The organism is Xenorhabdus hominickii (assembly GCF_002632725.1).
In the GTDB taxonomy this organism is placed as follows: domain Bacteria; phylum Pseudomonadota; class Gammaproteobacteria; order Enterobacterales; family Enterobacteriaceae; genus Xenorhabdus; species Xenorhabdus hominickii.
The window spans coordinates 423,340-449,514 of record NZ_NJAI01000003.1; the positions used below are offsets into that span (position 1 = coordinate 423,340).

A 26,175-nucleotide genomic window follows, 5' to 3' on the forward strand; every position below is an offset into this window, starting at 1 on the left:
AGATAGCCAAAGTCTGTTTTTAATAAATTTACCCTTAAAGATAATTTATATAAAATCCGATGTCTTGTGTTGGCATTTATTTATAAGATTATTTAACCTTGGTTGATGTTATGTGAATGACTTACTTCGATGTTTTATTTAATTTGTTGATATAAAATGGGAAATATTATGGAAAATGATAGAGCTATCAGTGCAACAGTATTTATCTGATATTCGGGATCTCATGAGTTCAGGCTTGGTCATGCCGCCATGTTGATTGGTCCAAGGGAGAATGAGGATAAAATATATATCTCGGATAAACTTGTTGATATGACTACTCATGGTAAAGTCATCATAAGAGGGTTCTCGGATTATAGTGATGAAGTAGATGAAGACTTTTATTGGAAAGAATCTGATGTATATTACGAAATATATGATTTGAATATACAGAAAATGTTAAATGAAAAAAACAATATATTCCATTTTTGCATGCATTACAATACGTTAAGTAAAAATTGCTCAACGGTGGTCGCCAGAATTTTAAAAGCAGGAGGAGCAGATAGGATGTTAGACCCGATTAACCGGATTGGGTATGCCCACAATTTTTATTGGACGCCAAAATATGTTGCTCAATTATGTAATAAATTGAGGGATAGAAATATGGCTAGAAAAGTCAAAAATGCAATTTTTCCCTCAAAACACCGTAATATTTTGAGGACATTAGCAGGTTTTAGATAATAATTTTTAAGATATTAGTCATGCTACTTATTAAATTGAATGAGATTCTTTAAATATCGTTGAGCATATTTTGGCATTTAAATTTCTGTGATGTTACAAAAAGAAGTGGCGTGCCAATAACGGAGCCGTAAAGTTTTTCTTCAAGTAAAAACCTCTGGGCAGAGTCGTGATGGGTTGACCATATTCTCCAATTGCTTCTGTCAGGACTCTGCTATTGGCGGCTTTGGGGCGCAATTGCAGCACTTCACCATGACGGGCGGTGATGCTCTCAATTTTACCCAACACAATGAGATCCATAAGTTCTTCCCAATCACGCTTCAGCAACTCTTCCTCAATGGCATTTGGACTCCAAATCAGTGGGGAGCCAATCCGTCGTTCAGCAAGTGGAATATCTCTTTCCCCCTCAACAGGTACCCACAGGACACGGGATAATTTACGTCTGACGTGACAATTTTCCCACCGAATACCGCTGTTGCCCGTCAGAGGAGCAACACAGACAAAGGTGGTTTCTAATGGAGAACCTTTCCTATCTACAGGGATCGTTTTCAGCTCGATACCGATATGTTCAAAATCCTGCTCAGGTTTGCTGCCTGCATTGGCACCTAAATAATATTCAAGCAACATGCCTACCCAACCTTTGTCACGCTTTAAATTGGGGGGTATAGGGAGTTTGGCTAGCGCCGCAAGTTCACCCATGGATAAACCCGCCAAAGAATCAGCGCGTTCGAGTAATTGTTGTTCGTTTTCAGGTGGTTTTGGCGGTGTAAAGTACATGTTATAAACTATATTTTTTACTGGTTAAAAATTGTGCTCGTGGGTTGTTGCAAGTCATTATGAATTTATCGTCACTGTGATTATTTTTATAATAGCATGATATAAAAGATTTTTTCATTTATGTTCTCTCCATTAAAAATAGATTTATTATGATTGTTCACCTATTCCCAGTGATAATAAACAGGATCTTACACCATGTTATCCACAGATTTATGGGATAAGTGTTAAAAAGTGGGATCACTGGTTTGATTTACAGCTCTAATGAATACGGTTTTCTACAAAAATAGGCGATTTTTGTTTAACTAAAAGGCATATCCTGTGGATAAATTAACCATTGGTTGATATTTGCTCAGCGTGAACAAAGTGGGTGAATTTGATGAGTCATATATATTACCAAGAAGGGGTGTAAATGTATTAAGATAATGAAAATTAATGAGTATTTATTTTATCTTATCGAGTATGATAAAACACACAAAAAAAGTATACCCGTTTTACCCCTTACTTTTTCACATACATATCCACAGAAAACGTGAATAAAATGGCTGTAGCCAGACAAAAAATGTTTATAACTTTGGCTTTTTCTGTGAATTATCCTTCTGGAGGTGTAAACCACGCAGATTTAAAATCAAACCAGCCGAATGTATTCATTTTTACACCTCTCATACTGCGCTGACCCTGTAATTCGAGCCAATGGTGGAATAATGGGTGCAACCAGTGTTGATCAATGACGTTTTCACACCACTCTTCAACCGATAGTTTGTTCTTTCTCCATAGAGACGCTTCTTGTGTTAAGTCATCGCCCAAACACTTTTTCAATAGCGGCATTTCATAGAGAGTAGCAAACAGTGAAAACTCCAATGGCTTGTAAAAATTGGCTGTCGCCAGCCAAATATCGCTTTCAGTATCGCCATTGAACCACGTATTGTAATCGACAATTTTGATCTTCAATTCCACGTCATATTTAGCCAGAATGATTTGCAGGATCTGGCTTATCGTATGATATTCGTGATGTTGGTGATAGAGCGTTGCCGTAAGCGTTGTGATGTCTTTCGGTTTCGGTCTTGGCGATACCAGTTTGCTGTGATGCCAGCGCAGTAATAGTCCGTAAGCGGGTGACCAATGACGTTGGTAGAACGGCGCACAATGAGCAAGTAAATTGATGGGAGTCAGTAAGCTACAGAGCCAGTCACGGACATCTTCCCGTGCGCATTTGGGAGAGCGGTGATCGTTAAGTAGAAAATAGCAACCTTCTTCCATTCTGCTATCCAATGAGTTGTTGCTGCTATCATCGCTTTCCAGATGTAAAGTGGTACAAACCAACTTTTCCGTCAGTTCTGGATGTATCCAGATATTCACTTCATCAAGCAATGCCCGGAAGCCAAAATAATGGTCAAATGCTTTGATGTTGAGTTTTCGTGCATCATTGGCTACGACTTGGTAAGGCCCCGTCCCGATGGGATTGCGAGAGAAATTTGGCAGGGTTCGCCATTCCTTCGGTAAAATCATGGCATGTGGGCTTCCCATCAGAAAATCAAATCGAGAATCGGCTTCGTGAAGAAAAATATCAACAACATAGGGGATGTTAGAAATGCTCTCTTTGATATGGGAAAAAAGCGGAAGCGTTTTTAGGTGTTCCAATGAGCTTATGATATCGCTCATTTGTAGCTCCCGACCATGATGAAAATAGATGGTGGGACGTAAGTAAAAGCGCCAGTGCTCATCAGTTATTTTTTGCCAGTGATGGGCCAGATCACTTTCAACTTCCTCTTTTTCCTCATTTATACGGAGTAATCCATTGAAAATTTGGCGGATGAGATGAATTTCTGAACGTCTAAGCGGTGTGCTGGGCAATAAGTTGGGGAATGGACGGTAATAAATGATGCGTAAGGTGTTTTTTCCTTGCCTGAAATTGCGCTCAAGCTGTGATAGCACCATTTGGCGAACAGCGTCTTTATCTCCCATCATGTGAACAAGCTGATCAATATTTTCCTGTTCGAATAACTCTTCTGCGCGTTGTTGTTGAAGCTCCAACCCACTGCGAAGGAAATGCAGTTGGGAACGTTTTCCTCGTCCTGCCTCTGCATGCCATTGTAACCAACCGACTTGCTGCATCTTGTTCAGTAAAGAACGAACGTGACGACGTGAGCAATGGAGAATATCGGCGAGTGATTGTAAGGTGGTTTCAGTCTTTTTACCTTGATCCTGATAATGTTGCCATAAGCGAATGAATTGTTGCTGCAAGCGAGGGGTCGGCATAAAAGAGGAACTCCACTGATTTTTTCATCAATTTTTATTTCCTTATATTAAGCCGATAATGAATCGGAATTAAAGTAGTTCAGAAGAGAGAATTTTTCTCACTGACTCCCGATTTTTGAGTAATGGTATTTTTGCTAGCCAGTAAGGTAACTTACTGGCCTTTTTCGTTGGAGATATCAGCAGGAATAAATTTCTTCGGTGATATAACGTGCAATGATATCACCCATTTCGTCAGTACTGACCGCCTTGTTATTACCCGCTAAATCCGCAGTACGATAACCCTGTTCCAAAGCATGGTTGATGGCTTGTTCAATGGCGCTGGCTGCGTCACTGTGCCCAAGGCTATAACGTAACAACAGTGCGATGGATAAAATTTGGGCTATCGGATTGGCGATGTTTTTGCCTGCGATATCTGGGGCTGAACCACCTGCTGGCTCATATAAACCAAATCCTTTTTCATTCAGGCTGGCGGAAGGCAACATTCCCATTGAACCAGTGATCATGGCACACTCGTCGGATAGAATATCGCCAAAAATATTGGAGCACAACAGCACATCAAACTGAGCAGGTTCTTTGATCAATTGCATGGTGGCGTTATCGATATACATGTGATTGATTTCAACGTCAGGATAACCTTTGGCCATTTCGCTAACAACTTCCCGCCATAACACTGAACTTTGCAAAACGTTCGCTTTATCAATAGAAGTCACTTTATAGCGGCGTTGGCGGGCTGATTCAAACGCAATGCGGGCGATCCGTTCTATTTCAAAACGGTGATAGACTTCTGTATCAAAAGCACGTTCATATTTCCCTTCGCCTTCACGTCCTTTGGGTTGTCCAAAATAGATGCCGCCAGTCAGTTCACGGACGCATAAAATATCAAAACCTTTTGCGGCGATATCATGGCGAAGTGGGCAAAAAGATTCGAGACTTGCGTATAAACGGGCTGGACGCAAGTTACTGAACAGTTTGAAATGCTTGCGCAATGGTAATAATGCCCCTCGTTCTGGTTGTTCTGCGGGAGGAAGATGTTCCCATTTTGGGCCACCCACGGAACCAAACAGGATTGCATCGGCTTTTTCACAACCTGCAATCGTTTCTTGGGGCAAAGGAGAGCCATGACGGTCTATAGCAATTCCTCCTACATCGTATTCACTCGTTGTGATACGGATATTGAAGCGATGACGGATAGCATTCAACACCTTGTAGGCTTGTTTCATGACTTCAGGGCCAATGCCATCACCGGGCAAAACTGCAATGTGTGCAACGTAACAGTTACCAGATTCCTGCTGGTTTGAAATAGTATGGTTTGAGGTTGCTTTGTGTGAAGACATGGTTATACAGTTTCCTTTGTGTTGTTCTGGTCATGATCCTGACTATTATTCTGATATATACGCTGTTTTTCTTTGTCTACTTGTTCTGCCTGCCAGATACTATTCAGTACGTGGATCATAGCTCTGGCGGAGGATTCAACAATATCTGTTTCCAATCCCATTCCATGGAAACGGCGACCAAAACATTCCACAATAATATCAACCTGACCGAGTGCATCTTTTCCATGTCCCTTACCGGATAATTGGTAGGAAATTAAATTAAGTGGATAACCTGTAATTCGGTTAATGGCCTGATAGATTGCATCAACAGTACCGTTACCAGTCGAGGCTTCTGATTTGGTTTCATCCCCGCAGGCCAGACGAACGGTTGCAGTAGATACGATGTTGGTGCCGGACTGGATGCTGAAATAATCCAGACGATAATGTTCATGTTCTTGCTGTTGTTGATTGATGAACACCAGTGCTTCTAAATCGTAATCAAACACTTGTCCTTTTTTGTCTGCCAATTTCAAGAATGCTTGATACAAAGAATCTAAATCGTAGTCATTTTCCAGATAACCCATTTCTGTCATGCGATGTTTTACGGCTGCACGACCAGAGCGTGACGTCAGATTCAACTGAGTATCTTTCAGGCCGATGGATTCTGGCGTCATGATTTCGTAAGTTTCGCGGTTTTTCAGGATGCCGTCCTGATGAATGCCGGATGAATGGGCAAACGCGTTACTGCCAATAACCGCTTTATGGGCAGGGATTGGGGTGTGGCAAATTTGGCTCACCAATTGGCAGGTACGATAAATTTCCTTATGGTTGATATTGGTATGAACCCCCAACATTTGCTGGCGTGTTTTGATAGTCATGATCACTTCTTCCAACGAACAGTTACCTGCGCGTTCTCCCAATCCGTTGATAGTGCCTTCGATCTGTCGTGCTCCCGCTTGAACTGCTGTAATGGAGTTAGCGACAGACATACCTAAATCGTCATGGCAATGGACAGAAATAATGGCTTTATCAATATTAGGGACGCGATCAAATAATGTGCTGATAATACCGCCAAATTGATAAGGCGTTGTGTAACCAACGGTATCGGGAACATTGATGGTGGTAGCACCGGCCTTGATTGCTTGTTCGACAATTCGGCACAAGTTATCAATATTTGTGCGGCCAGCATCTTCACAGGAAAATTCGACGTCATCGGTGTAGTTGCGTGCCCGCTTAATGGAACGAACGGCCATTTCGACAACATCATCAAAGGTTCTTTTTAATTTGTGCTCGACATGCAGATTGGAGGTAGCCAATACCATGTGAAGGCGGAAGGCTTCTGCGACTTTCAGGGCTTCTGCGGCGACATCAATGTCGTTATCAACACAGCGGGATAAAGCACAGATGCGACTATTTTTGATTTCACGGGCGATGGTTTGGACAGATTCAAAATCACCAGGGGAAGAAACTGGAAAACCGGCTTCAATAACATCAACTCCCAGCCTTTCCAGTGCATAAGCGATTTGCAGTTTTTCTTTCACACTCAGACTGGCTTGTAATGCCTGCTCTCCATCCCGCAGTGTGGTATCGAATATAATAACTTGCTGGCTCATGTTGTGCTCCTGTCAAATAGGCAATGGTGTTTATTTTTGAGCGCCGAGCCGGTATAAAAAAACCCGCGTACGGCGCGGGTTTTTTTGTTTCTGATGAAGGTTAACTTAACTCAGTTTTTCCCCACCCACATACCCCGCATCTTGAAGGCGATTAGTAGTAGGTTTAGTAGGCGAATGGAGTAAGTCATGTAAGAAAACCTTTGTAAATTTGTTGACTGTGTTTTAACTGTTCGTGCATTTATTGATACGTTATATGAAAAACAATGTCAAGCAGTAGAAGTATAGACCAAGAGTGAATGATACTTACTGTTAGTGATGAATTAATCATCGATTGGATATGGTGACTATTTTTTACATTTTTAGCGATGTTTTTATCTATTTTTTGTATCTATATATGGAGTAAAATCCGGCTCTGATGGATAATAAATGTGATGTCTGCTGTTTTATACAGTCGTTTTTGTGCGATTGTTTTAACACGGTTATACACTGATATACCCAATGGAGTTGTAGTTTCATCGTGGCGAAGGTAAGCGCTCGCGGCCGACAAAGAGGCAATTTGAAAGATGAAGGGTATCAGTTCTAAGGAACAAGGATAAAATGGGTGTTAACTACAGCGTTTCGAAGTTAATAAATCATAACCATATAGAATATTAATAAATTGCATCCCAATATATTAGAAAAATTAATTTATAATTAATGTTTCTAGTAAACTATATTAATAGAAAATTCTGATAATTCGTTGGAATGCAGCTATTTTATTATGAATTTTTCCCACTCTTCGATCTGTCATTATTGGCTGATTGTTTTGGGCATAAGTCTTTAGTGTAAGTTGAGTTATTTTCTATTCATATATAACGCATTAATATTCATGCTTATAAAAATATTACGGTTACGTAGATAATAATGCATTGGTTATGCATATTTATTTTTTGTACAAGGATAGATCTCAATTTATTTTCCCAAGAATTGGGGTAATTGATCTTATTAATTGATAAGAGTGTTTCTGGTGTCTAAATGTTGCATTTGGAAGCCACTAATATTCCATCATTTAATGAGATCACTGCTATAAGTTTAGTGGAGTGAAATAATGACTGAATACAACTCAGTAACTACAGGAAAAAAACAATCATGCGATGTTCAATTACGTAGTGTAGATCTTAATTTGCTTACCGTTTTTGATGCCGTAATGCAAATGCAGAATATTACACGCGCGGCTCAGGCATTGGGTATGTCGCAACCGGCTGTCAGTAATGCGGTAGCACGTTTGAAGACGATGTTTGATGATGAATTATTTGTCCGTTATGGCCGGGGGATTCAGCCAACGGCGAGAGCAAAACAGCTCTTTGGGCCTCTCAGGCAGGCACTGCAAATCGTTCATAATGAATTGCCCGGAGTCGGGTTTGATCCCAATAGTAGCAAAAGGGTATTTAATCTTTCTATTTGTAGTCCGCTTGATATTCGTTTAGCTGCTCAAATTGTTGGTCAAATAAAAAAATATTCTTCTAATATTGAAGTTGTCATTAAAACACAAATTAGTGATGATATTGAGAAGCAATTAAAATATCAGGAAATAGAATTTGTTATCAGTTATACCCAATTAGATAATTCTGATTTTTATAATTACCCTCTGTTTAATGATGAACTGGTTCTGGCAGTATCCGACCATCATCCTAGAATTGGTAAGGGAATTTCTCAGCAGCAATTGCAGGAAGAAAGGCATGCTATTGTTGCTTTGGATAATACTTATTCATTCAGTCGTCCTTACTATGAAAGTAATGAATTGTTGCGCTCTGTCTCTTATCAGGGAACAGATTTAAATAGTGTTCTGAATATCGTATCTCAGACTTATTTAGTTGCCATCGTACCCAAATGGATGGTTGATCATTACTCCGAACAGTTAAGTATTCGTTCAGTACCTTTGCCGAATGGTCAAGTTTCTCGTCCTTGCTATTTGATATGGCACAGTTCAACAGACCGAGATAAAGGCCATCAGTGGATGAAATCCTTACTGAGCAACTTTGGTGAACAAGAATATACCCAATAAATTTCGAGTTGCATCGCGTCGGTAAGTGAATGAATCCACAGAAACATGGCTGACTATGTAATTGGAGGAATGAGCGAAACCAATAACGAGGTACTTGAAATATGCAAGGTAAACAAAACGTATGAAATAAGCGCCTATCCAATAGGCGCTCGCTAAAATCAAGTATTAATACAGGCTCATCGCAACATTTATTTCTGCTTATCAATCATTCTTCGATAAATACTGTAAATATTCCCTCATTCATAGGACGAAATCTTAAAATGGGCTTCCCCCTCCTAGTAGGAATGGGTAGACTGCGCGAAAATAGCTAACATCTGTAAGCTGAAAAGTGGGCAGTATGCTTGCTGAATACGCTGAACTGAATATTTACACAGGAATATATTGTGATAACAGACTCTCTGCATTCCTATCACTTGGTTAACCGATTGCAGCAGCAAGCCAATGAATATCCAGAAACAATTGCATTTCGGCAATGGTCGCCAACTGAACAGCTCGAAATGAGTTGGCGAGAGGTCGATAGCATAACTAAATCTGTGGCAAAAGCATTGCTGTCATTGGGAGTGGAAGTTCAGGGGAAGATCGGCATTTTTGCGCAAAATTGCATGGCATGGTCATTGGCTGATTTCGCTATTCTTCAAATCAGGGCTGTGACAGTACCGCTTTATGCGACCAGTACCCGTGAACAAGCTGCCTTCATCCTCAATGATGCAGGGGTACAGGTGTTGTTCGTTGGTGAGCAGGAACAATATGACATTGCAATGACACTCATTGAACTGTGTCCTCAACTCACTCATCTTATTGTTCTGGATGAGTCGGTTGATTTAAAGGCGTGTCCACAGGCTCTGTATTTATCTACCTTCATTGCGAATGGGCATGAACAATATCAGTCAGAACTTGATAATCGCATTGCCGATCAGGATTTGAATGATCTCTTCACCTTAATTTATACCTCTGGTACGACAGGAGAGCCAAAGGGAGTGATGTTGGATTATCAGAATATCGCTTCACAGCTTTACCTACATGACCAAAGATTGACATTGACCAGACAAGATGTCTCGCTCAGTTTTCTGCCGCTATCTCATATTTTCGAGCGGGCGTGGAGCTATTATGTCATGCACACGGGAGCATTGAACGTTTATTTAACAGACACTAATTTTGTCCGTGAGGCGATGGCTGACGTCCGTCCAACAGTCATGTGCTCTGTTCCCCGTTTGTATGAAAAAATGCATAGTGCAATCTTGACGAAAGTCTCTCAGGCTCCTTTTTTGCGTAGAATGATTTTTAATTGGGCATTAAAGCGGGGAGAAAGCCGCTGGATGCGCCAACAGCAAAATAAAAAAGGTTGCCCATTCACGCGTTGTAGCTACTACTTAGCTGACAAATTGGTGTTGCACAAGCTCCGCAATCTATTGGGAGGGCGAGTACGGTTTTTACCTGTGGCTGGAGCACGCCTTGACGATGCTATTACTCGTTTCTTTCTGTCGATTGGCCTTAATATTAAATATGGCTACGGAATGACAGAAACGTGTGCCACGGTATCTTGCTGGGAAGAAAAAAATTATCTTTTAGGTTCAATTGGTACGCCGTTGCCTTGTATTGAAATCCGTATCAGTACTGAGAGTGAGATTCAGGTGCGAGGTCCTATCGTGATGAAAGGTTATTTCAACCGCCCGGAGGAAACTGTCCATGCTTTTACTGAGGATGGTTGGTTGAAAACGGGAGATGCCGGAGGATTGGATGATAACGGCAATTTATTTATCACTGAACGCTTGAAAGATTTGATGAAAACATCAACAGGAAAATATATCGCTCCTCAAATGATTGAAGGTGTATTAGGACAGGATAGATTTATTGAACATATTGCCGTTATTGCTGATGCCCGCCAATTTGTTTCTGCGCTGATTGTTCCCAGTTATGAAGCATTGGAGGAGTATGCAAAATCGATAAATCTCTATTACCAGGATCGTTTTGAGTTATTGCAACACCATCAAATTATTGAATTGTTCGAAAATCGCTTGCAAGAAATGCAGAAAAACATTGCTAAATTCCATCAAGTGAAACGATTTATTCTTTTGCCTGAAGCTTTTTCCATGGAGAACGGAGAGCTAACGCCGACATTAAAACTGCGTCGTAAAATTATTTCACAGCGTTATCAGAACGAAATTGAATCCATGTATCGAAATTAAAGGCAACTAACGATTGACGTTCCATTAAAAAAATGTTTCCAGTATGTGAATTGATGTTTGCTAACACTTGTATCTAACGTTATGTTGATTAACTTAGCGCTATAAAATAGCGTTAGCCAATGATTCACTCTATAAATAATAAATGGAATAAATAAAGTTATTATTGATGATAGCTTTATGAAATTCTGATGATTAACTTGCAAACAGAGCCTGGAGGCAAACTCGATGGAGACGTTGTCAGGAGCCGAAATGGTCGTCAGATCGTTAATCGATCAGGGCGTTGAACATGTGTTCGGTTATCCGGGTGGAGCCGTATTGGATATTTACGATGCTCTGCATACGGTTGGAGGAATTGAACATATTCTGGTTCGTCATGAACAGGGTGCTGTTCATATGGCAGATGGTTATGCCCGTTCTACGGGAAAAGTCGGGGTTGTTTTGGTGACATCCGGGCCAGGAGCAACGAATGCTATCACAGGAATTGCAACGGCATACATGGATTCAATTCCTATGGTGGTTCTGTCAGGTCAGGTTGCCAGTTCTCTGATCGGCAATGATGCTTTTCAGGAGTGTGATATGGTGGGGATATCTCGCCCCATCGTGAAACATAGTTTTTTGGTGAAAAAAGCAGAAGATATTCCAAGTACGATTAAAAAAGCTTTTTATTTAGCCGCTAGCGGGCGCCCTGGGCCTGTTGTTATCGACTTTCCAAAAGATACCGTTAATCCGGCATTGAAATTTCCGTACGTCTACCCTGAAAAAATTAATATGCGTTCTTACAACCCCACTATTCAGGGGCACAAGGGGCAAATTAAGCGAGTGTTAAAAACCTTAATGGATGCGAAAAAACCGGTCTTTTATGTCGGCGGCGGCGTTATCAATTCGGCGTGTTCAGTAGAGTTGTTGAAGCTGGCGGAACGTTTTCACATTCCGGTTGTTAGCACATTAATGGGATTGGGGGCATTTCCTGCTACTCATCGGCAAAGTTTGGGGATGCTGGGTATGCATGGCACTTTTGAAGCCAATAAAGCTATGCACAACTCCGATGTGATTTTTGCTGTGGGAGTGCGCTTTGATGATCGTACAACCAATAATTTGGAAAAATATTGTCCAGAAGCGACTGTACTGCATATTGATATCGACCCTACTTCAATTTCAAAAACGGTGGCAGCGGATATTCCCATCGTTGGGGATGCCAAACAGGTACTCAATCAGATGTTGGAGTTACTGGACTTCACGCCCGATACCCAAGATCCTGATGCACTGAAAGATTGGTGGCTTGCTATCGAACAGTGGCGTAGTCGCAAGTGCCTCGATTACGACCGCACCACAGTGAAAATCAAGCCACAGGCTGTGATTGAAACGCTTTACCGTCTAACCGAGGGGGAAGCCTATATCGCATCAGATGTTGGTCAGCATCAGATGTTTGCAGCTCTGCATTATCCATTTGATAAGCCGAGACGTTGGATCAATTCCGGTGGTTTAGGAACCATGGGGTTTGGCCTGCCAGCTGCACTTGGTGTGAAGTTGGCAAAACCCGACGCTACCGTTGTGTGTGTGACGGGTGATGGCAGTATTCAAATGAATATTCAAGAATTGTCCACTGCTTTGCAATATGGTTTGCCTGTTTTGGTACTGAACCTGAACAACCGCTTTTTGGGGATGGTAAAACAATGGCAGGACATGATATACGCAGGTCGTCACTCTCAATCCTACATGGAATCTCTGCCTGATTTCGTCAAATTGGCAGAGGCTTATGGTCATATTGGTATTCCTATCGAAACTTATGAAGAGTTGGAGTCGAAACTGCTCCAAGCTTTGCATGAAGTTAATGAAAACCATCGTTTGGTTTTCGTGGATGTAACCGTTGATGAAACAGAACATGTTTATCCAATGCAGATTCGAGGGGGCGCAATGGATGAGATGTGGTTAAGCAAAACAGAGAGGACCTGAACATGCGCCGGATTTTGTCTGTATTACTTGAAAACGAATCGGGAGCATTATCCCGCGTGGTTGGCCTGTTTTCCCAACGGGGTTATAACATCGAAAGCCTGACAGTCGCTCCGACAGAAGATCCAACATTGTCACGCATGACTATTCAGACCAAAGGTGATGCCAAGGTACTGGAGCAAATTGAGAAGCAACTGCATAAGCTGGTGGATGTGCTGCGAGTCAGTGAATTAACGGCGGGTGCTCATGTTGAACGTGAAATTATGCTGGTGAAATTGCAAGCCAATGGATATGGCCGGGAAGAAATTAAGCGCAGCACAGATATTTTTCGTGGGCAGATCGTTGATGTTACATCAACACTCTATACTGTGCAGTTAGTGGGGACGAGTGAAAAACTGGATGCTTTCCTTGATTCTGTGAGAGATGTAGCTGAAATTGTTGAAGTAGCACGTTCAGGCATTGTTGGTGTCTCCCGCGGAGATAAAATTATGCGATGAAAAATCGTAATCTGCGGGTTAAAATACAGATATTTACTGAGCCCTGCTGTAAAGTAGGGCTTTCATCATCTTACTGAGGGGTTAATGTGAAACTGGATGAGATCGCCCGCTTAGCAGGTGTTTCACGTACTACGGCCAGTTATGTCATCAACGGTAAAGCCAAGCAGTACCGGGTTAGTGATAAAACAGTAGAAAAAGTCATGGCGGTGGTCAGGGAACATAACTACCATCCCAATGCTGTTGCTGCCGGTCTTCGGGCAGGGCGTACCCGTTCAATTGGTTTAGTCATACCCGATTTGGAAAATACGAGTTACACTCGCATTGCCAATTATCTTGAACGTCAGGCGCGGCAGCGTGGATACCAACTGTTGATCGCATGTTCTGAAGATCAACCTGATAATGAAATGCGTTGTGTTGAGCACCTTCTGCAACGCCAAGTTGATGCTATCATCGTTTCCACGGCCTTGCCTCCTGAGCATCCTTTCTACCAACGTTGGGCAAATCGTTCATTACCAATTATTGCGCTTGACCGTGCTCTGGACAGTGAGCATTTTATCAGCGTTGTGGGTGATGATCTTGAAGATGCGAAAATGTTGGCACAGGAATTGCGTCAATTTCCTTCCGAATCTGTACTTTATTTGGGCGCATTGCCTGAATTATCAGTCAGTTTTCTGCGTGAACAGGGTTTCCGTGAAGCGTGGGAGCATGATCCACGGGAAGTGACCTATTTATACGCGAATAGCTATGAGCGTGAAGCAGCGGCAGAAATTTTTTCTTCGTGGTTGGAAGCGAACCCAATTCCTCAGGCTTTGTATACCACTTCGTTCGCGTTGCTTCAGGGGGTTATGGATACCATCCTGAAACGCAGTGGTCACTTACCGAGTCAGCTTATTATTGCTACATTTGGCGATCATGAATTGCTTGATTTCCTCGAATGTCCTGTCTTGTCGGTGGCACAGCGCCATCGTGATGTTGCTGAACGTGCTCTTGAGCTGGTATTAGCCAGTTTAGATGAGAAAAAGCGACCAGATCCGGGAATAACCCGAATGCGTCGTCATTTATGCCGTCGTGGCAAGTTGAGCCGAAAATCCTGATCGAGTGCCCTCATTAAAGATGAGGGTGCTGTTCTCACCATTAAAATCATTGAAATACATTTGTAGGTATGATTTTAAGACTATTCCGACAAAAACTCTGCTAAACAGAATTTTATGACCGCTAAAATCGATAATGTGTTATCGAAATTAACGAAGTGAATAACTTGCCACTTAAACCATATTGTTTACATGGTTTATTTTTGTATTGAAACTACTTTTTTTATTTATTTGATATCTAATTGTTTTTGCTTCTAAGAGATATTCTGAATCTCAAGGGGTTATTATTTTTTATACTATTGTGTATTAAATACATTTTTATTATTGATAGATTCACGTTGATTAACAATTAGGCAACTATGAGATATAGGTTATATAAATTAATTTAAGTGGTAATTATTTGACCTAAATTTTACTCTTAATAAGACACTGTTCTGTTTTTTTAAATTATTCAAAATTATCATAGTGTTATCGCTTATTAGTATAGTCAGAACTGAAAAATCCTTCTTTTTCTTCCTCTAATCTTTCTGTAAATCTAGCTAAAGCGCTAGGGCTCTGGCTTGACAAGGTTTTCATACCATCCGTAAACTCTTAATTGTGGTGATTTGTGGGATAATGTGGAGATTTGGGCCATCAAGGGGTAACCTGAGTATGTTTCGTGGAGCAACACTGGTTAATCTCGATAGTAAAGGGCGACTCACTGTACCCGCCCGATATAGAGAAACGCTTAATGAGGAATCAATAGGTCAAATGGTTTGTACCATTGATCTTCATCAACCGTGTCTGTTGCTTTATACATTACCCGAATGGGAAATCATCGAAGAAAAATTATCTCGCTTATCCAGCATGAATCCAGCCGAACGTCGTGTTCAACGTTTGTTATTGGGACACGCCAGTGAATGCCAAATGGATGGTGCAGGGCGTCTTTTATTAGCTAACACACTGCGTCAGCACGCAGGGCTAACAAAAGAGGTCATGCTGGTTGGGCAATTTAATAAATTTGAATTGTGGGATGAGAAAGTTTGGTATCAGCAGGTACAAAGTGACATTGCAGCCGAACAATCCACACAAGAACCTTTATCAGCAAGGCTACAGGATTTATCACTATAAACATGGCAAATAGTCATTTAAAGCATACCAGTGTATTACTGGATGAAGCCGTCAATGGACTGAATATCCAAGAAGATGGAATTTATATAGACGGGACATTCGGGCGAGGAGGGCACTCCCGCTTGATTTTGTCGAAATTAGGGCCTAACGGACGTTTAGTAGCGATTGATCGTGACCCACAAGCTATTGAAGCGTCAAAAGCCATTACAGATGAGCGTTTCTCTATCATACATGGGCCATTTTCGGAATTGGCAACTTATGTAGAAGACGCGGGGCTAGTGGGTAAAATTGATGGTGTATTGCTGGATTTAGGCGTGTCTTCCCCACAATTGGATGATCCTGAACGTGGGTTTTCATTTATGCGCGATGGGCCATTGGATATGCGCATGGACCCGACCCGGGGGCAGTCTGCCGCTGAATGGTTGATGAAAGCTGAAGCAGATGATATCGCATGGGTACTGAAAACATTTGGTGAAGAACGCTTTGCCAAGCGGATCGCGAGAGCCATTGTGGCACGCAATCAGGAAGAACCGATGGCGCGAACCCGGGAGTTGGCAGAGTTAATCGCTCAGGCAAGCCCCGTTAAAGAAAAGCATAAACATCCGGCAACACGCAGCTTTCAGGCTATCAGAATTTATATTAACAGTGAACTGGAAGAGATCGAACGTGCATTAGATGGTGCATTACGCGTTCTGGCACCACAGGGGCGATTATCTGTCATCAGTTTCCATTCGTTGGAAGATCGTATAGTGAAACGCTTTATCCGGCAACATAGTCAGGGGCCGCAGGTTCCGGTTGGTCTGCCTCTCACGGAAGCGCAGTTAAAAACGATGGGAGGACGAACTCTGAAATCTATTGGCAAAATGAAACCCTCAGAGGATGAAGTGGCCACAAACCCAAGGGCGCGAAGCTCGGTTTTGCGATTTGCTGAAAAGGCGGTTGAATAATGGCGGGTGAACGTCACGGTTTAGTCGGGGTTATCGGCGGGGATTTAATCCGTAATGCCAAAATCCCACTGATTTTGCTGATAGCTGTTGTGGTTTCTGCTATCAGCGTTGTGACGGTCACGCATCAGACCCGACTATTAACCGCTGAGAAAGAGCGTCAGGTGATTCAACTTGATGCTCAGGATATTGAATGGCGTAACCTGCTCCTTGAAGAAAATGCTCTAGGTGATCACACTCGAATTGAAAGGGTTGCGACTGAAAATTTGCAGATGCAACACGTTGATCCAGCGAAAGAAAATATTGTGATAACACAATGAGTCCAGTTGACAACCAAAAGGTAGGCGATGAAAGCAGCACGCTCTTTAAAGTTGAAAAAGCAAGAAGATAAAGCAAGTTTTGTAAGCTGGCGTTTTGCCTTGCTGTGTGGAGGCATTGGGCTTGCTGTCATCGGGCTTTTGATTCGTGTTGCTTATTTGCAGATCATCAATCCTGACCGTTTAGTTAAAGAAGGGGACTCGCGTTCCCTGCGCGTTCAGTCTATCCCAACCGCCCGTGGCATGATCAATGATCGCAACGGGCGTCCATTGGCTGTCAGTGTACCTGTTGACGCTGTTTGGGCAGATCCCAAAGAAGTGTTTGAGAAAGGGGGGATCACCGATGATACCCGCTGGAAAGCTTTGGCTGATGCTCTTTCTATTCCGCTTGAGCAACTCACTAAAAAAATCAGTGACTATCCTAATGGGCGCTTTGTTTACCTTGCCCGTCAAGTGAATACCTCCATCGGTGACTATGTTGAGAAACTGAAGCTACCCGGCATCCATTTACGTCAAGAATCTCGCCGTTATTATCCGGCAGGTCAAGTGACCGCGCACATCATTGGGGTGACGAATATTGATGGTAAGGGAATTGAAGGCGTTGAAAAAAGCTTTGATAGCTGGCTGACAGGGATGCCGGGAAGCCGGACCGTGCGTAAAGATCGTACAGGACGTGTTATTGAAGATATCTCATCAACAGATAGCAGGGCTGCCCACGATCTATCGCTCAGTATTGATGAGCGCCTCCAGACTTTGGTATATCGCGAATTGACCAAAGCGGTCTTACTGAACAAAGCTGAATCAGGAACCGCCGTACTGGTTGATGTCAATACGGGTGAAGTGTTAGCGATGGCAAACAGTCCATCTTATAACCCGAATAATTTGGCAGGAACGCCGAAAGATGCGATGCGTAACCGTGCTATCACTGATATTTTTGAACCTGGCTCCACGATAAAACCATTAGTGGTAATGAGCGCCCTGAATAGTGGCATTGTCAAAGAAAATACGGTGTTGGATACCAGACCATATCGTGTAACGTATGGTTCAAGGGGGCACGAAATCAAAGACGTAGCTCCGCGTCCTGAATTAACTATCACCGGAATTTTACAGAAGTCGAGTAACGTTGGTGTTTCCAAGCTGGCGTTAGCGATGCCCGCCTCAGAGTTGGTAAATGTTTATTCACGCTTTGGGATGGGAAAACCGACCAATTTGGGGTTGGTCGGAGAAAGCAGTGGCTTATTTCCAACACATAAACAACGGTGGTCGGATCTTGATAGGGCCACCTTTTCTTTCGGCTACGGGCTGATGGTAACACCGTTACAGTTAGCGCGAGCCTATGCAACGATAGGTAGTTTTGGCATTTATCGCCCTCTTTCAATTACTAAAGTTGACCCTCCCGTACCGGGAACCCGCGTCTTTCCTGAAGATATAATGCGGACAGTCGTGCACATGATGGAAAGTGTGGCATTGCCGGGTGGTGGTGGCGTACGGGCGGCGATAAAAGGTTATCGTATTGCAATTAAAACCGGTACGGCAAAGAAAGTCGGGCCGGATGGCAAATATGTCAATAAGTATCTTTCTTACACCGCAGGGGTTGCGCCTGCGAGTAATCCACGGTTTGCGCTGGTTGTGATCATCAATGACCCACAAGCAGGTAAATATTATGGTGGTGCGGTTTCAGCGCCTATCTTCGGAGCCATCATGAGTGGTGTGTTGCGTACGATGAACGTTGAGCCAGATGCATTGCCTACGGATGATAAAAACGAATTTGTGATTAATAAATAAAGAGGATAAAAGTGGCAGATCGTAATTTACGCGATTTACTGGCTCCATGGGGTGTCGATACACCGGAGCTTCCGCTACGCGAAATGACATTGGACAGCCGTAAGGCGGCTGCCGGAGATCTGTTTGTTGCGGTTAAAGGGCATCAAACAGATGGTCGAAAATATATTCCTCAAGCCATCGCTCAAGGTGTCGCTGCGGTGATTGCAGAAGCGAAGGGAAAAGCGGATAGCGGTACTATGCAGAAAGTGCATAGTGTATCCGTTATCTATTTAGATGATTTAAATAACAAATTATCAAAATTGGCTGGCGAATTTTACCAGCATCCCGGCAATAAGCTGAAGTTGGTGGGGGTGACCGGAACTAACGGAAAAACAACAACAACACAACTACTGGCACAATGGAGCCAAGGGCTTGGCGAAACCAGTGCTGTGATGGGCACTGTAGGAAATGGTCTGTTGGGTATGGTGGTACAAAGTGAAAATACCACAGGCTCAGCCGTTGATATCCAGCTTGATTTACAACAACTGGTTAATCAAAACGCGACTTTTGCTGCGATGGAAGTCTCTTCACACGGGCTGGTTCAGGGAAGAGTGGCTGCGTTACCGTTTCAAGCTGCCGCTTTTACTAATTTAAGCCGTGATCATCTTGATTATCATGGTGATATGGATAATTACGAAGAGGCCAAATGGATGCTGTTCTGCAATCACGATGTGAAGCAGAAAATTATCAATGCGGATGATGCAGTAGGACAGAAATGGTTGTCTCGTTTACCGGAAGCTGTCGCGGTGACGATGGAAAATCGTCTGCCGGAAAATTGGCAGGGACGTTGGTTATCAGCCAGCGAAGTTCATTATCATGACAGAGGCGCATCGATTACATTTAACTCCAGTTGGGGAGAGGGAACTATTAATAGTCCTCTGATGGGTGCCTTTAATGTCAGTAATTTGCTTGTGGCACTTGCGACTTTACTAACGCTGGAATATCCACTGGAAAAATTGTTGGCAACGGCTTCTTGTCTGGAACCCGTTTGTGGGCGTATGGAAGTTTTTTCATCTTCTGTTCGTCCTACTGTTGTTGTGGATTATGCCCATACCCCTGATGCCTTGGAAAAAGCGCTGTCTGCGGCTCGTTTGCACTGTAAGGGGCAACTCTGGTGTGTGTTTGGCTGTGGTGGGGATCGTGATAAAGGCAAACGCCCATTAATGGGCGGTGTGGCAGAACAGGGCGCTGATCGTGTGGTTGTTACTGATGACAATCCCCGTAGTGAAGAACCACAGGCAATTGTGGCGGATATTCTGGAAGGGTTCGCTGATCCTGGTCGGGCAATGACTATTCACGGGCGTGTTGAGGCTGTTACCAGTGCCATTATGCAGGCTGCCGAAGACGATGTTGTGCTGGTGGCAGGCAAAGGCCATGAAGATTATCAATTAGTCGGCAACAGACGTTTGGATTATTCAGATCGCCTGACCGTTGCACGTTTGTTAGGGGTAATCGCATGATCCCGCTGACACTCCTGCAACTGGCACAGTTAACTAATGGAACGCTATATCACGTTACTGAACAGCAGGCTGCTATGCTTCCGATTAATACCGTGGAAACTGATAGCCGCAGAATCATACACGGTAGTTTGTTCATTGCCTTAAAAGGGGAGATGTTTGACGCTCACACTTTCGCGGCTGATGTTGCGCAGCAGGGCGCAGGTGCTTTGTTGGTCAGCCGTCGTCTTGATGTTGATTGTCCTCAGGTCGTCGTGGAAGGCACCCGTCTGGCGATGGGGAAATTGGCAGGTTGGGTTCGTCGGCAAAGTAAAGCGCGCGTGGTGGCTTTGACTGGCTCATCAGGCAAAACATCCGTAAAAGAGATGACCGCATCTATTTTGTGTCAGTGCGGCAATACCCTTTATACCGCTGGCAATTTTAATAATGACATCGGTGTACCGTTGACGCTATTCAGGCTTACTGATGAACATCAGTTTGCTGTCATTGAATTGGGAGCCAACCACATTGGTGAAATTGCCTATACCACCGAAATGACTCGCCCTGAAAGTGCGCTGGTTAATAACCTGTTTTCTGCTCATCTGGAAGGGTTTGGCTCTTTAGCTGGGGTAGCCAAGGCAAAAGGTGAGATCTTTGAAGGGCTTGATCCAACTGGAACTGCCATTATCAATCTGGATAGTAATGACTGGGATAATTGGCAGCACAGCATTAGCAATCAGCAAACGGTATGGCGTTTTTCCATTTCATCCACAACGGCTGGTGCTGATTTTTACGCGACCGACATTTTGGAACAACCTCTGGCAACGCACTTTTGTCTCCATACTCCCATTGGGAAGATCAAACTGACACTGCCGCTGCCGGGAAAACATAATATTGCTAATGCGTTGGCTGCCAGTGCGCTAGCAATTTCTGTTGGGGCATCATTGGAGGATATTCGTGTTGGATTATCGGAATTAAAGGCTGTTTCAGGACGTTTATTTCCCATTTATCTTGCAGAAGGGAAACTAGTGTTGGACGACACTTATAACGCTAACACTGGCTCCATGATTGCAGCGGCAAATGTTTTGTCGCAAATGCCCGGTTATCGAGTGATGGTTGTCGGTGATATGGGTGAGTTGGGAGAGCGGGCGATTGAGTGCCATCGAGAAGTTGGTCAGGCCGTGGCATCCACAAGCATAGATAAGGTATTCAGTGTCGGGGCTATGAGCATCCATATCAGTGACACGAGTGGGCGAGGGCAACATTGCGCGAACAAGACTGAATTAGTTGCAGAGCTGCTTTCTTTACTGGAACAGCACGAAATGATTTCCATATTAATTAAAGGTTCACGTAGTACCGCGATGGAAGAGGTAGTGAACGCACTGAAGGAGAACTTCCAATGTTAGTTTGGCTAGCCGAGTATCTGGTTAAGTATCACTCAGGTTTTCACGTCTTTTCTTATCTGACGTTCAGAGCCATCGTCGGCTTGTTGACTGCACTGTTCATTGCGTTATGGATGGGGCCAACACTGATTGCTTATCTGCAAAAATTACAAATTGGTCAGGTTGTGCGCAATGATGGCCCGGAATCTCACTTCAGTAAACGTGGGACACCAACGATGGGCGGCTTGCTGATCCTGTTCTCTATCACGATTACTGTCTTGCTGTGGGCGAATCTGGAAAACCCATATGTTTGGTGTGTACTGGTGGTATTGCTGGGTTATGGCATTGTCGGGTTTGTAGATGACTACCGTAAAGTGGTTCGCAAAGATACCAAAGGGCTGATTGCACGTTGGAAATATTTCTGGCAATCCGTTCTGGCTCTTGGGGTGGCGTTTACGATGTATAGCCTGGGTAAAGATACCCCCGCAACACAATTGGTGGTGCCATTCTTCAAAGAAGTCATGCCACAGTTAGGGTTGCTGTACATTTTGCTGACCTATTTTGTGATTGTTGGAACCAGTAATGCAGTGAACCTGACTGATGGGTTGGACGGTTTGGCTATCATGCCAACCGTACTGGTTGCAGCAGGCTTTGCATTGGTGGCGTGGGCAACGGGTAACGTGAAGTTTGCCAGCTACCTGCATCTCCCTTTTATCGCTCATGCAGGTGAATTGGCTATTGTCAGTACTGCGATTGTCGGTGCTGGATTGGGCTTCTTATGGTTCAACACTTATCCAGCGCAAGTATTTATGGGGGATGTTGGTTCATTGGCTTTGGGCGGAGCATTAGGCACCATTGCTGTATTGCTGCGCCAGGAATTCCTGTTAATCATCATGGGCGGCGTATTTGTGGTGGAAACTTTGTCGGTCATTTTGCAGGTTGGATCATTTAAGTTGCGAGGTCAGCGAATTTTCCGCATGGCGCCGATCCACCATCACTATGAATTGAAAGGTTGGCCAGAGCCACGCGTTATTGTGCGTTTCTGGATCATCTCCTTGATATTGGTGTTGATTGGTCTGGCAACTCTGAAGGTACGTTAATCATGGCTGAGCTATGCATGACTCAATACAGGGATAAAAAAATCGTCATTGTCGGATTAGGGCTGACTGGCCTTTCCTGTGTTGACTTTTTCATGACACGCGGAGTCATTCCGCGTGTCATGGATACCCGTTCGGTGTTGCCGGACAGCTATCAACTGCCCGATGGCGTTGAGTGCCACACTGGCAACCTGAATGAAACGTGGTTAATGGATGCCGATTTAATCGTTGCCAGTCCGGGCGTTGCATTGGCAACGCCTGAGCTTAAAGCTGCGGCAGATGCGGGTATTGAAATCGTCGGTGATATTGAATTGTTTTGTCGTGAAGCAAAGGCTCCGATTGTGGCGATCACCGGTTCGAATGGTAAAAGTACGGTCACCAGTTTGGTGGGAGAGATAGCCAAAGAGGCGGGATGGCAGGTTGGTGTGGGTGGAAATATCGGTGTACCCGCATTGGAATTGTTGAAGCAGCCTTGCCAATTGTATGTATTGGAGCTTTCCAGTTTCCAGCTTGAAACCACTTATAGTCTGAAAGCAGCGGCAGCGACAGTGCTAAATGTCACTGAAGACCATATGGTTCGTTACCCTGAAGGGTTGTCACAATATCGAGCGGCGAAACTGCGTATTTACGAGCAGGCAAAAGTCTGTGTAGTGAATGAGCAAGATGCACTGACATTACCGACGACAGGGAAAGATAGCCGTTGCATCAGTTTTGGTGTCGATGTTGGAGACTACCAGCTCAATAGCCAGAGTTTGCAACTGATGGTTCATGATCAACGATTGTTGTCAACTAATGAGATCCGTCTGGCAGGGCAACATAATTACACCAATGGACTGGCTGCGTTGGCACTGGCGGATGCGGTAGGTATCCCTCAGGAAGCCAGCCTCCAGGCATTACGTACTTACTCTGGGCTGGAACACCGTTTTCAGGTGGTTCATATGAGAAATGATGTTTTCTGGGTGAATGATTCTAAGTCGACCAATGTTGGCAGCACCCAAGCGGCACTCAGTGGCTTGAAAATGGAAGGTACTCTTTATCTTTTATTGGGTGGAGATGGAAAAGCGGCGAATTTTACCCCGCTGAAACCTTACCTATCGGGGAACAACATTCGCCTTTACTGTTTCGGTCGTGATGGGGAACAGCTAGCGCAACTGCGTCCTGAAATCTCAACATTGACAGAAACCATGGAACAGGCGATGAGAGAAATTGCCTTGAAGCTGGTTGCTGGCGATATGGTGCTTCTGTCACCAGCTTGTGCGAGCTTTGATCAGTTCAACGGTTTTGAACATCGTGGTCGTGAATTTGCCCGGTTGGCAGAGGAGTTAGGCTGATGACCATTCCAGGCCTTGGTAAATTTAAAAATTGGCTGACGGGTAATGTGGAAACAGATACCGTTATGTATGATCGTACCCTGGTCTGGATGATATTGGGGTTAGCAGTGATTGGCTTTGTCATGGTGACATCAGCTTCAATGCCAGTAGGTCAGCGCCTTGCTCAAAACCCATTTATTTTTGCGCAACGTGATGCAGTTTACTTGCTTCTGTCATTTGTCTTGTCATTGATTACCCTGCGTATTCCAATGGCATTCTGGCAACGTTACAGTAACGTCATGCTATTGGGCACAATCATGATGCTTGTCGTGGTGTTGTTTGTGGGGAGCTCGGTTAATGGAGCATCTCGATGGGTAGCGATTGGCCCATTACGCATTCAGCCCGCCGAATTATCGAAACTGTCACTTTTTTGTTACATCTCTAGCTATCTGGTTAGAAAAGTAGAAGAAGTAAGAAATAATTTCTGGGGATTTGGCAAACCGATGGGGGTCATGATTGCTCTGGCTATCCTGTTGTTGGCACAGCCTGATTTGGGAACAGTGATTGTATTATTTGTGACAACACTAGCACTCCTGTTTCTGGCGGGAGCAAAATTGTGGCAGTTCCTTGCCATCATTAGTTGCGGAATATTTTCAGTTTGCGTGCTGATCATTGTTGAGCCTTATCGTATGCGTAGGGTGACCTCTTTTTTGAATCCGTGGGACGATCCTTTTGGCAGTGGGTATCAGTTAACTCAGTCACTAATGGCATTTGGTCGAGGTGATTTCTTCGGGCAAGGTCTGGGAAATTCAGTTCAGAAATTGGAATATCTACCCGAAGCTCATACTGACTTTATTTTCTCCATTCTCGCCGAAGAGTTAGGTTATTTCGGTGTGGTTTTAGTGTTGGCAATGGTATTCTTCGTCGCTTTCCGTGCAATGATGATTGGCCGCAGGGCACTACAGCTTGATCAACGATTTGCTGGTTTTCTGGCCTGTTCAATTGGCATCTGGTTTAGTTTTCAGGCGTTTATTAATGTCGGGGCTGCGGCAGGTATGTTGCCGACGAAAGGTTTGACATTACCTCTTGTAAGTTACGGTGGCTCAAGTCTGATTGTGATGTCGACGGCCATCGTCCTGTTATTGCGAATTGATTATGAAGTGCGTCTGACAAAAGCGCAGGCGTTCGGAAGGAGCTCTAAATGAGTGGCAAAAACCGGCGTTTAATGGTGATGGCAGGGGGTACGGGAGGCCATGTTTTCCCCGGACTGGCGGTTGCCCATCATTTAAAAGAGCAGGGGTGGGATATTCGCTGGTTGGGAACCGCTGATCGTATGGAAGCAGACTTGGTTCCGAAGCATGGCATTGATATCGAATTTATTCAAATTTCAGGGCTGCGGGGCAAAGGAATAAAAGCGTTGCTTGCCGCCCCCATTAGAATTTTTAAGGCCATTCGGCAGGCAAAAGCTATCATGCGTCGTTATCAGCCGGATGTCGTGCTGGGAATGGGAGGATATGTTTCCGGGCCGGGTGGAGTGGCTGCATGGTTGTGTGGCATTCCGGTTGTACTCCACGAGCAAAATGGAATTGCGGGGCTGACCAACCGTTGGTTGGCTAAAATCGCCAAAACAGTTTTACAAGCATTTCCTGGGGCATTCCCTAAAGCGCCGGTTGTTGGCAACCCTGTACGGGAAGATGTGTTGGCGTTACCTGTGCCAGCGCAGCGTCTGAGAGAGCGTGAAGGCCCTATCCGGATATTGGTCGTCGGAGGCAGTCAGGGGGCTAGAATTTTAAATCACACCATGCCAGAAGTTGCTGCTCGTCTGGGTGATAAAGCCACAGTATGGCACCAGTCTGGAAAGGGCGCTCAGGAAGAAACGCAGAACAGGTATGAAAGATCCGTCAATTCTCAATTTAAAGTGACTGAATTCATTGATGATATGGCACAGGCCTATGCGTGGGCAGACATTGTCGTGTGTCGTTCTGGCGCATTAACAGTAAGCGAGGTGTCTGCCGCAGGCCTGCCTGCGATCTTTGTTCCGTTTCAGCATAAAGATCGCCAGCAATATTGGAATGCATTGCCATTGGAAAAAGCCGGAGCAGCCAAGATATTTGAGCAACCAGAATTTACGGCTGATGCAGTAGCAGATTTATTAATTCAGTGGCAACGACCACAACTGCTGGAAATGGCAGAAAAGGCACGCTCAGTCGCTATCATAAATGCAACCGAGCGTGTGGCAGCCGCGTTGATCGAGGCTGTTGAAAATCATTCAGGCCGTTCTAAATAGTTTTCTGGTGAAAAAAGTAGAACGGTG

Annotated in this window: 19 protein-coding genes and 1 pseudogene; 16 read left to right on the plus strand and 4 right to left on the minus strand. The window is 44.0% G+C overall.

Features of this window, described 5'->3' with window-relative positions; all coding sequences use genetic code 11:
• Positions 1-249 precede the first annotated feature (249 nt).
• Positions 250-717: a hypothetical protein gene (locus Xhom_RS11900; RefSeq protein ID WP_069316786.1), complete on the plus strand. Its 468-nt coding sequence runs from the start codon at positions 250-252 to the stop codon at positions 715-717.
• Positions 718-810: 93 nt separating this feature from the next.
• Here the strand turns inward: Xhom_RS11900 and mutH are convergent, their stop codons facing one another.
• The 4 genes from mutH to leuA all read right to left on the minus strand — a co-directional run bounded on the left by mutH (position 811) and on the right by leuA (position 6,673).
• Positions 811-1,491 (minus strand): DNA mismatch repair endonuclease MutH, encoded by a 681-nt coding sequence (mutH, locus tag Xhom_RS11905; RefSeq protein ID WP_069316785.1) that lies wholly within the window; start codon positions 1,489-1,491, stop codon positions 811-813.
• Positions 1,492-2,079: 588 nt separating this feature from the next.
• Positions 2,080-3,747, minus strand: a complete 1,668-nt coding sequence (gene sgrR, locus Xhom_RS11910) for an HTH-type transcriptional regulator SgrR (RefSeq protein WP_069316784.1) — start codon at positions 3,745-3,747, stop codon at positions 2,080-2,082.
• A 176-nt stretch (positions 3,748-3,923) separates the two neighbouring features.
• A complete protein-coding gene (gene leuB / locus Xhom_RS11915) occupies positions 3,924-5,081 on the minus strand; it encodes a 3-isopropylmalate dehydrogenase (RefSeq protein WP_071933874.1) in 1,158 nt (385 codons plus the stop codon).
• Positions 5,082-5,083: 2 nt separating this feature from the next.
• Entirely contained in the window at positions 5,084-6,673 is a 1,590-nt protein-coding gene (gene leuA / locus Xhom_RS11920) for a 2-isopropylmalate synthase (RefSeq protein ID WP_069316783.1), read from the minus strand.
• A gap of 1,087 nt (positions 6,674-7,760) precedes the next feature.
• On the opposite strand from leuA, the gene leuO reads away from it, so the two are divergent.
• The 15 genes and pseudogenes from leuO (at position 7,761) to murG (ending at position 26,148) form a co-directional block, all read left to right on the plus strand.
• Positions 7,761-8,717 (plus strand): transcriptional regulator LeuO, encoded by a 957-nt coding sequence (gene leuO, locus Xhom_RS11925; RefSeq protein WP_069316782.1) that lies wholly within the window; start codon positions 7,761-7,763, stop codon positions 8,715-8,717.
• Between the two features lie 386 nt (positions 8,718-9,103).
• On the plus strand, positions 9,104-10,903 hold the full coding sequence (locus tag Xhom_RS11930; protein WP_418384925.1) for an AMP-dependent synthetase/ligase: 1,800 nt from the start codon (positions 9,104-9,106) through the stop codon (positions 10,901-10,903).
• Between the two features lie 225 nt (positions 10,904-11,128).
• On the plus strand, positions 11,129-12,856 hold the full coding sequence (gene ilvI / locus Xhom_RS11935; protein ID WP_069316780.1) for an acetolactate synthase 3 large subunit: 1,728 nt from the start codon (positions 11,129-11,131) through the stop codon (positions 12,854-12,856).
• 2 nt (positions 12,857-12,858) lie between these two features.
• The gene (ilvN, locus tag Xhom_RS11940; RefSeq protein ID WP_069316779.1) at positions 12,859-13,350 is read left to right on the plus strand and encodes an acetolactate synthase small subunit; all 492 of its coding nucleotides are present in this window, start codon (positions 12,859-12,861) and stop codon (positions 13,348-13,350) included.
• 86 nt (positions 13,351-13,436) lie between these two features.
• The gene (gene cra / locus Xhom_RS11945) at positions 13,437-14,444 is read left to right on the plus strand and encodes a catabolite repressor/activator (protein ID WP_069316778.1); all 1,008 of its coding nucleotides are present in this window, start codon (positions 13,437-13,439) and stop codon (positions 14,442-14,444) included.
• 648 nt (positions 14,445-15,092) lie between these two features.
• Positions 15,093-15,551: a division/cell wall cluster transcriptional repressor MraZ gene (gene mraZ / locus Xhom_RS11950; RefSeq protein ID WP_069316777.1), complete on the plus strand. Its 459-nt coding sequence runs from the start codon at positions 15,093-15,095 to the stop codon at positions 15,549-15,551.
• A gap of 2 nt (positions 15,552-15,553) precedes the next feature.
• A complete protein-coding gene (gene rsmH, locus Xhom_RS11955) occupies positions 15,554-16,498 on the plus strand; it encodes a 16S rRNA (cytosine(1402)-N(4))-methyltransferase RsmH (RefSeq protein WP_069316776.1) in 945 nt (314 codons plus the stop codon).
• Positions 16,495-16,815 carry a cell division protein FtsL gene (ftsL, locus tag Xhom_RS11960; protein WP_084023143.1) on the plus strand — a complete coding sequence of 107 codons (321 nt, stop codon included), beginning with the start codon at positions 16,495-16,497 and terminating at the stop codon, positions 16,813-16,815. Before rsmH ends, ftsL begins: the two co-directional genes overlap by 4 nt.
• A gap of 27 nt (positions 16,816-16,842) precedes the next feature.
• A pseudogene (locus Xhom_RS11965) lies at positions 16,843-18,622 on the plus strand (peptidoglycan glycosyltransferase FtsI).
• Positions 18,609-20,096 (plus strand): UDP-N-acetylmuramoyl-L-alanyl-D-glutamate--2,6-diaminopimelate ligase, encoded by a 1,488-nt coding sequence (murE, locus tag Xhom_RS11970; protein WP_069316773.1) that lies wholly within the window; start codon positions 18,609-18,611, stop codon positions 20,094-20,096. The pseudogene Xhom_RS11965 and the gene murE overlap by 14 nt, the downstream one beginning before the upstream one ends.
• Entirely contained in the window at positions 20,093-21,478 is a 1,386-nt protein-coding gene (gene murF, locus Xhom_RS11975) for a UDP-N-acetylmuramoyl-tripeptide--D-alanyl-D-alanine ligase (RefSeq protein WP_069316772.1), read from the plus strand. The genes murE and murF overlap by 4 nt, the downstream gene beginning before the upstream one ends.
• Positions 21,472-22,554, plus strand: coding sequence for a phospho-N-acetylmuramoyl-pentapeptide-transferase (gene mraY, locus Xhom_RS11980; RefSeq protein ID WP_069316771.1), 1,083 nt, complete (start codon positions 21,472-21,474; stop codon positions 22,552-22,554). Before murF ends, mraY begins: the two co-directional genes overlap by 7 nt.
• Positions 22,555-22,571: 17 nt before the next feature.
• Entirely contained in the window at positions 22,572-23,882 is a 1,311-nt protein-coding gene (murD, locus tag Xhom_RS11985; RefSeq protein WP_069318477.1) for a UDP-N-acetylmuramoyl-L-alanine--D-glutamate ligase, read from the plus strand.
• Positions 23,882-25,066, plus strand: coding sequence for a cell division protein FtsW (gene ftsW / locus Xhom_RS11990; RefSeq protein WP_069316770.1), 1,185 nt, complete (start codon positions 23,882-23,884; stop codon positions 25,064-25,066). Before murD ends, ftsW begins: the two co-directional genes overlap by 1 nt.
• Positions 25,063-26,148, plus strand: a complete 1,086-nt coding sequence (murG, locus tag Xhom_RS11995; protein WP_069316769.1) for an undecaprenyldiphospho-muramoylpentapeptide beta-N-acetylglucosaminyltransferase — start codon at positions 25,063-25,065, stop codon at positions 26,146-26,148. Before ftsW ends, murG begins: the two co-directional genes overlap by 4 nt.
• Positions 26,149-26,175: the final 27 nt, after the last annotated feature.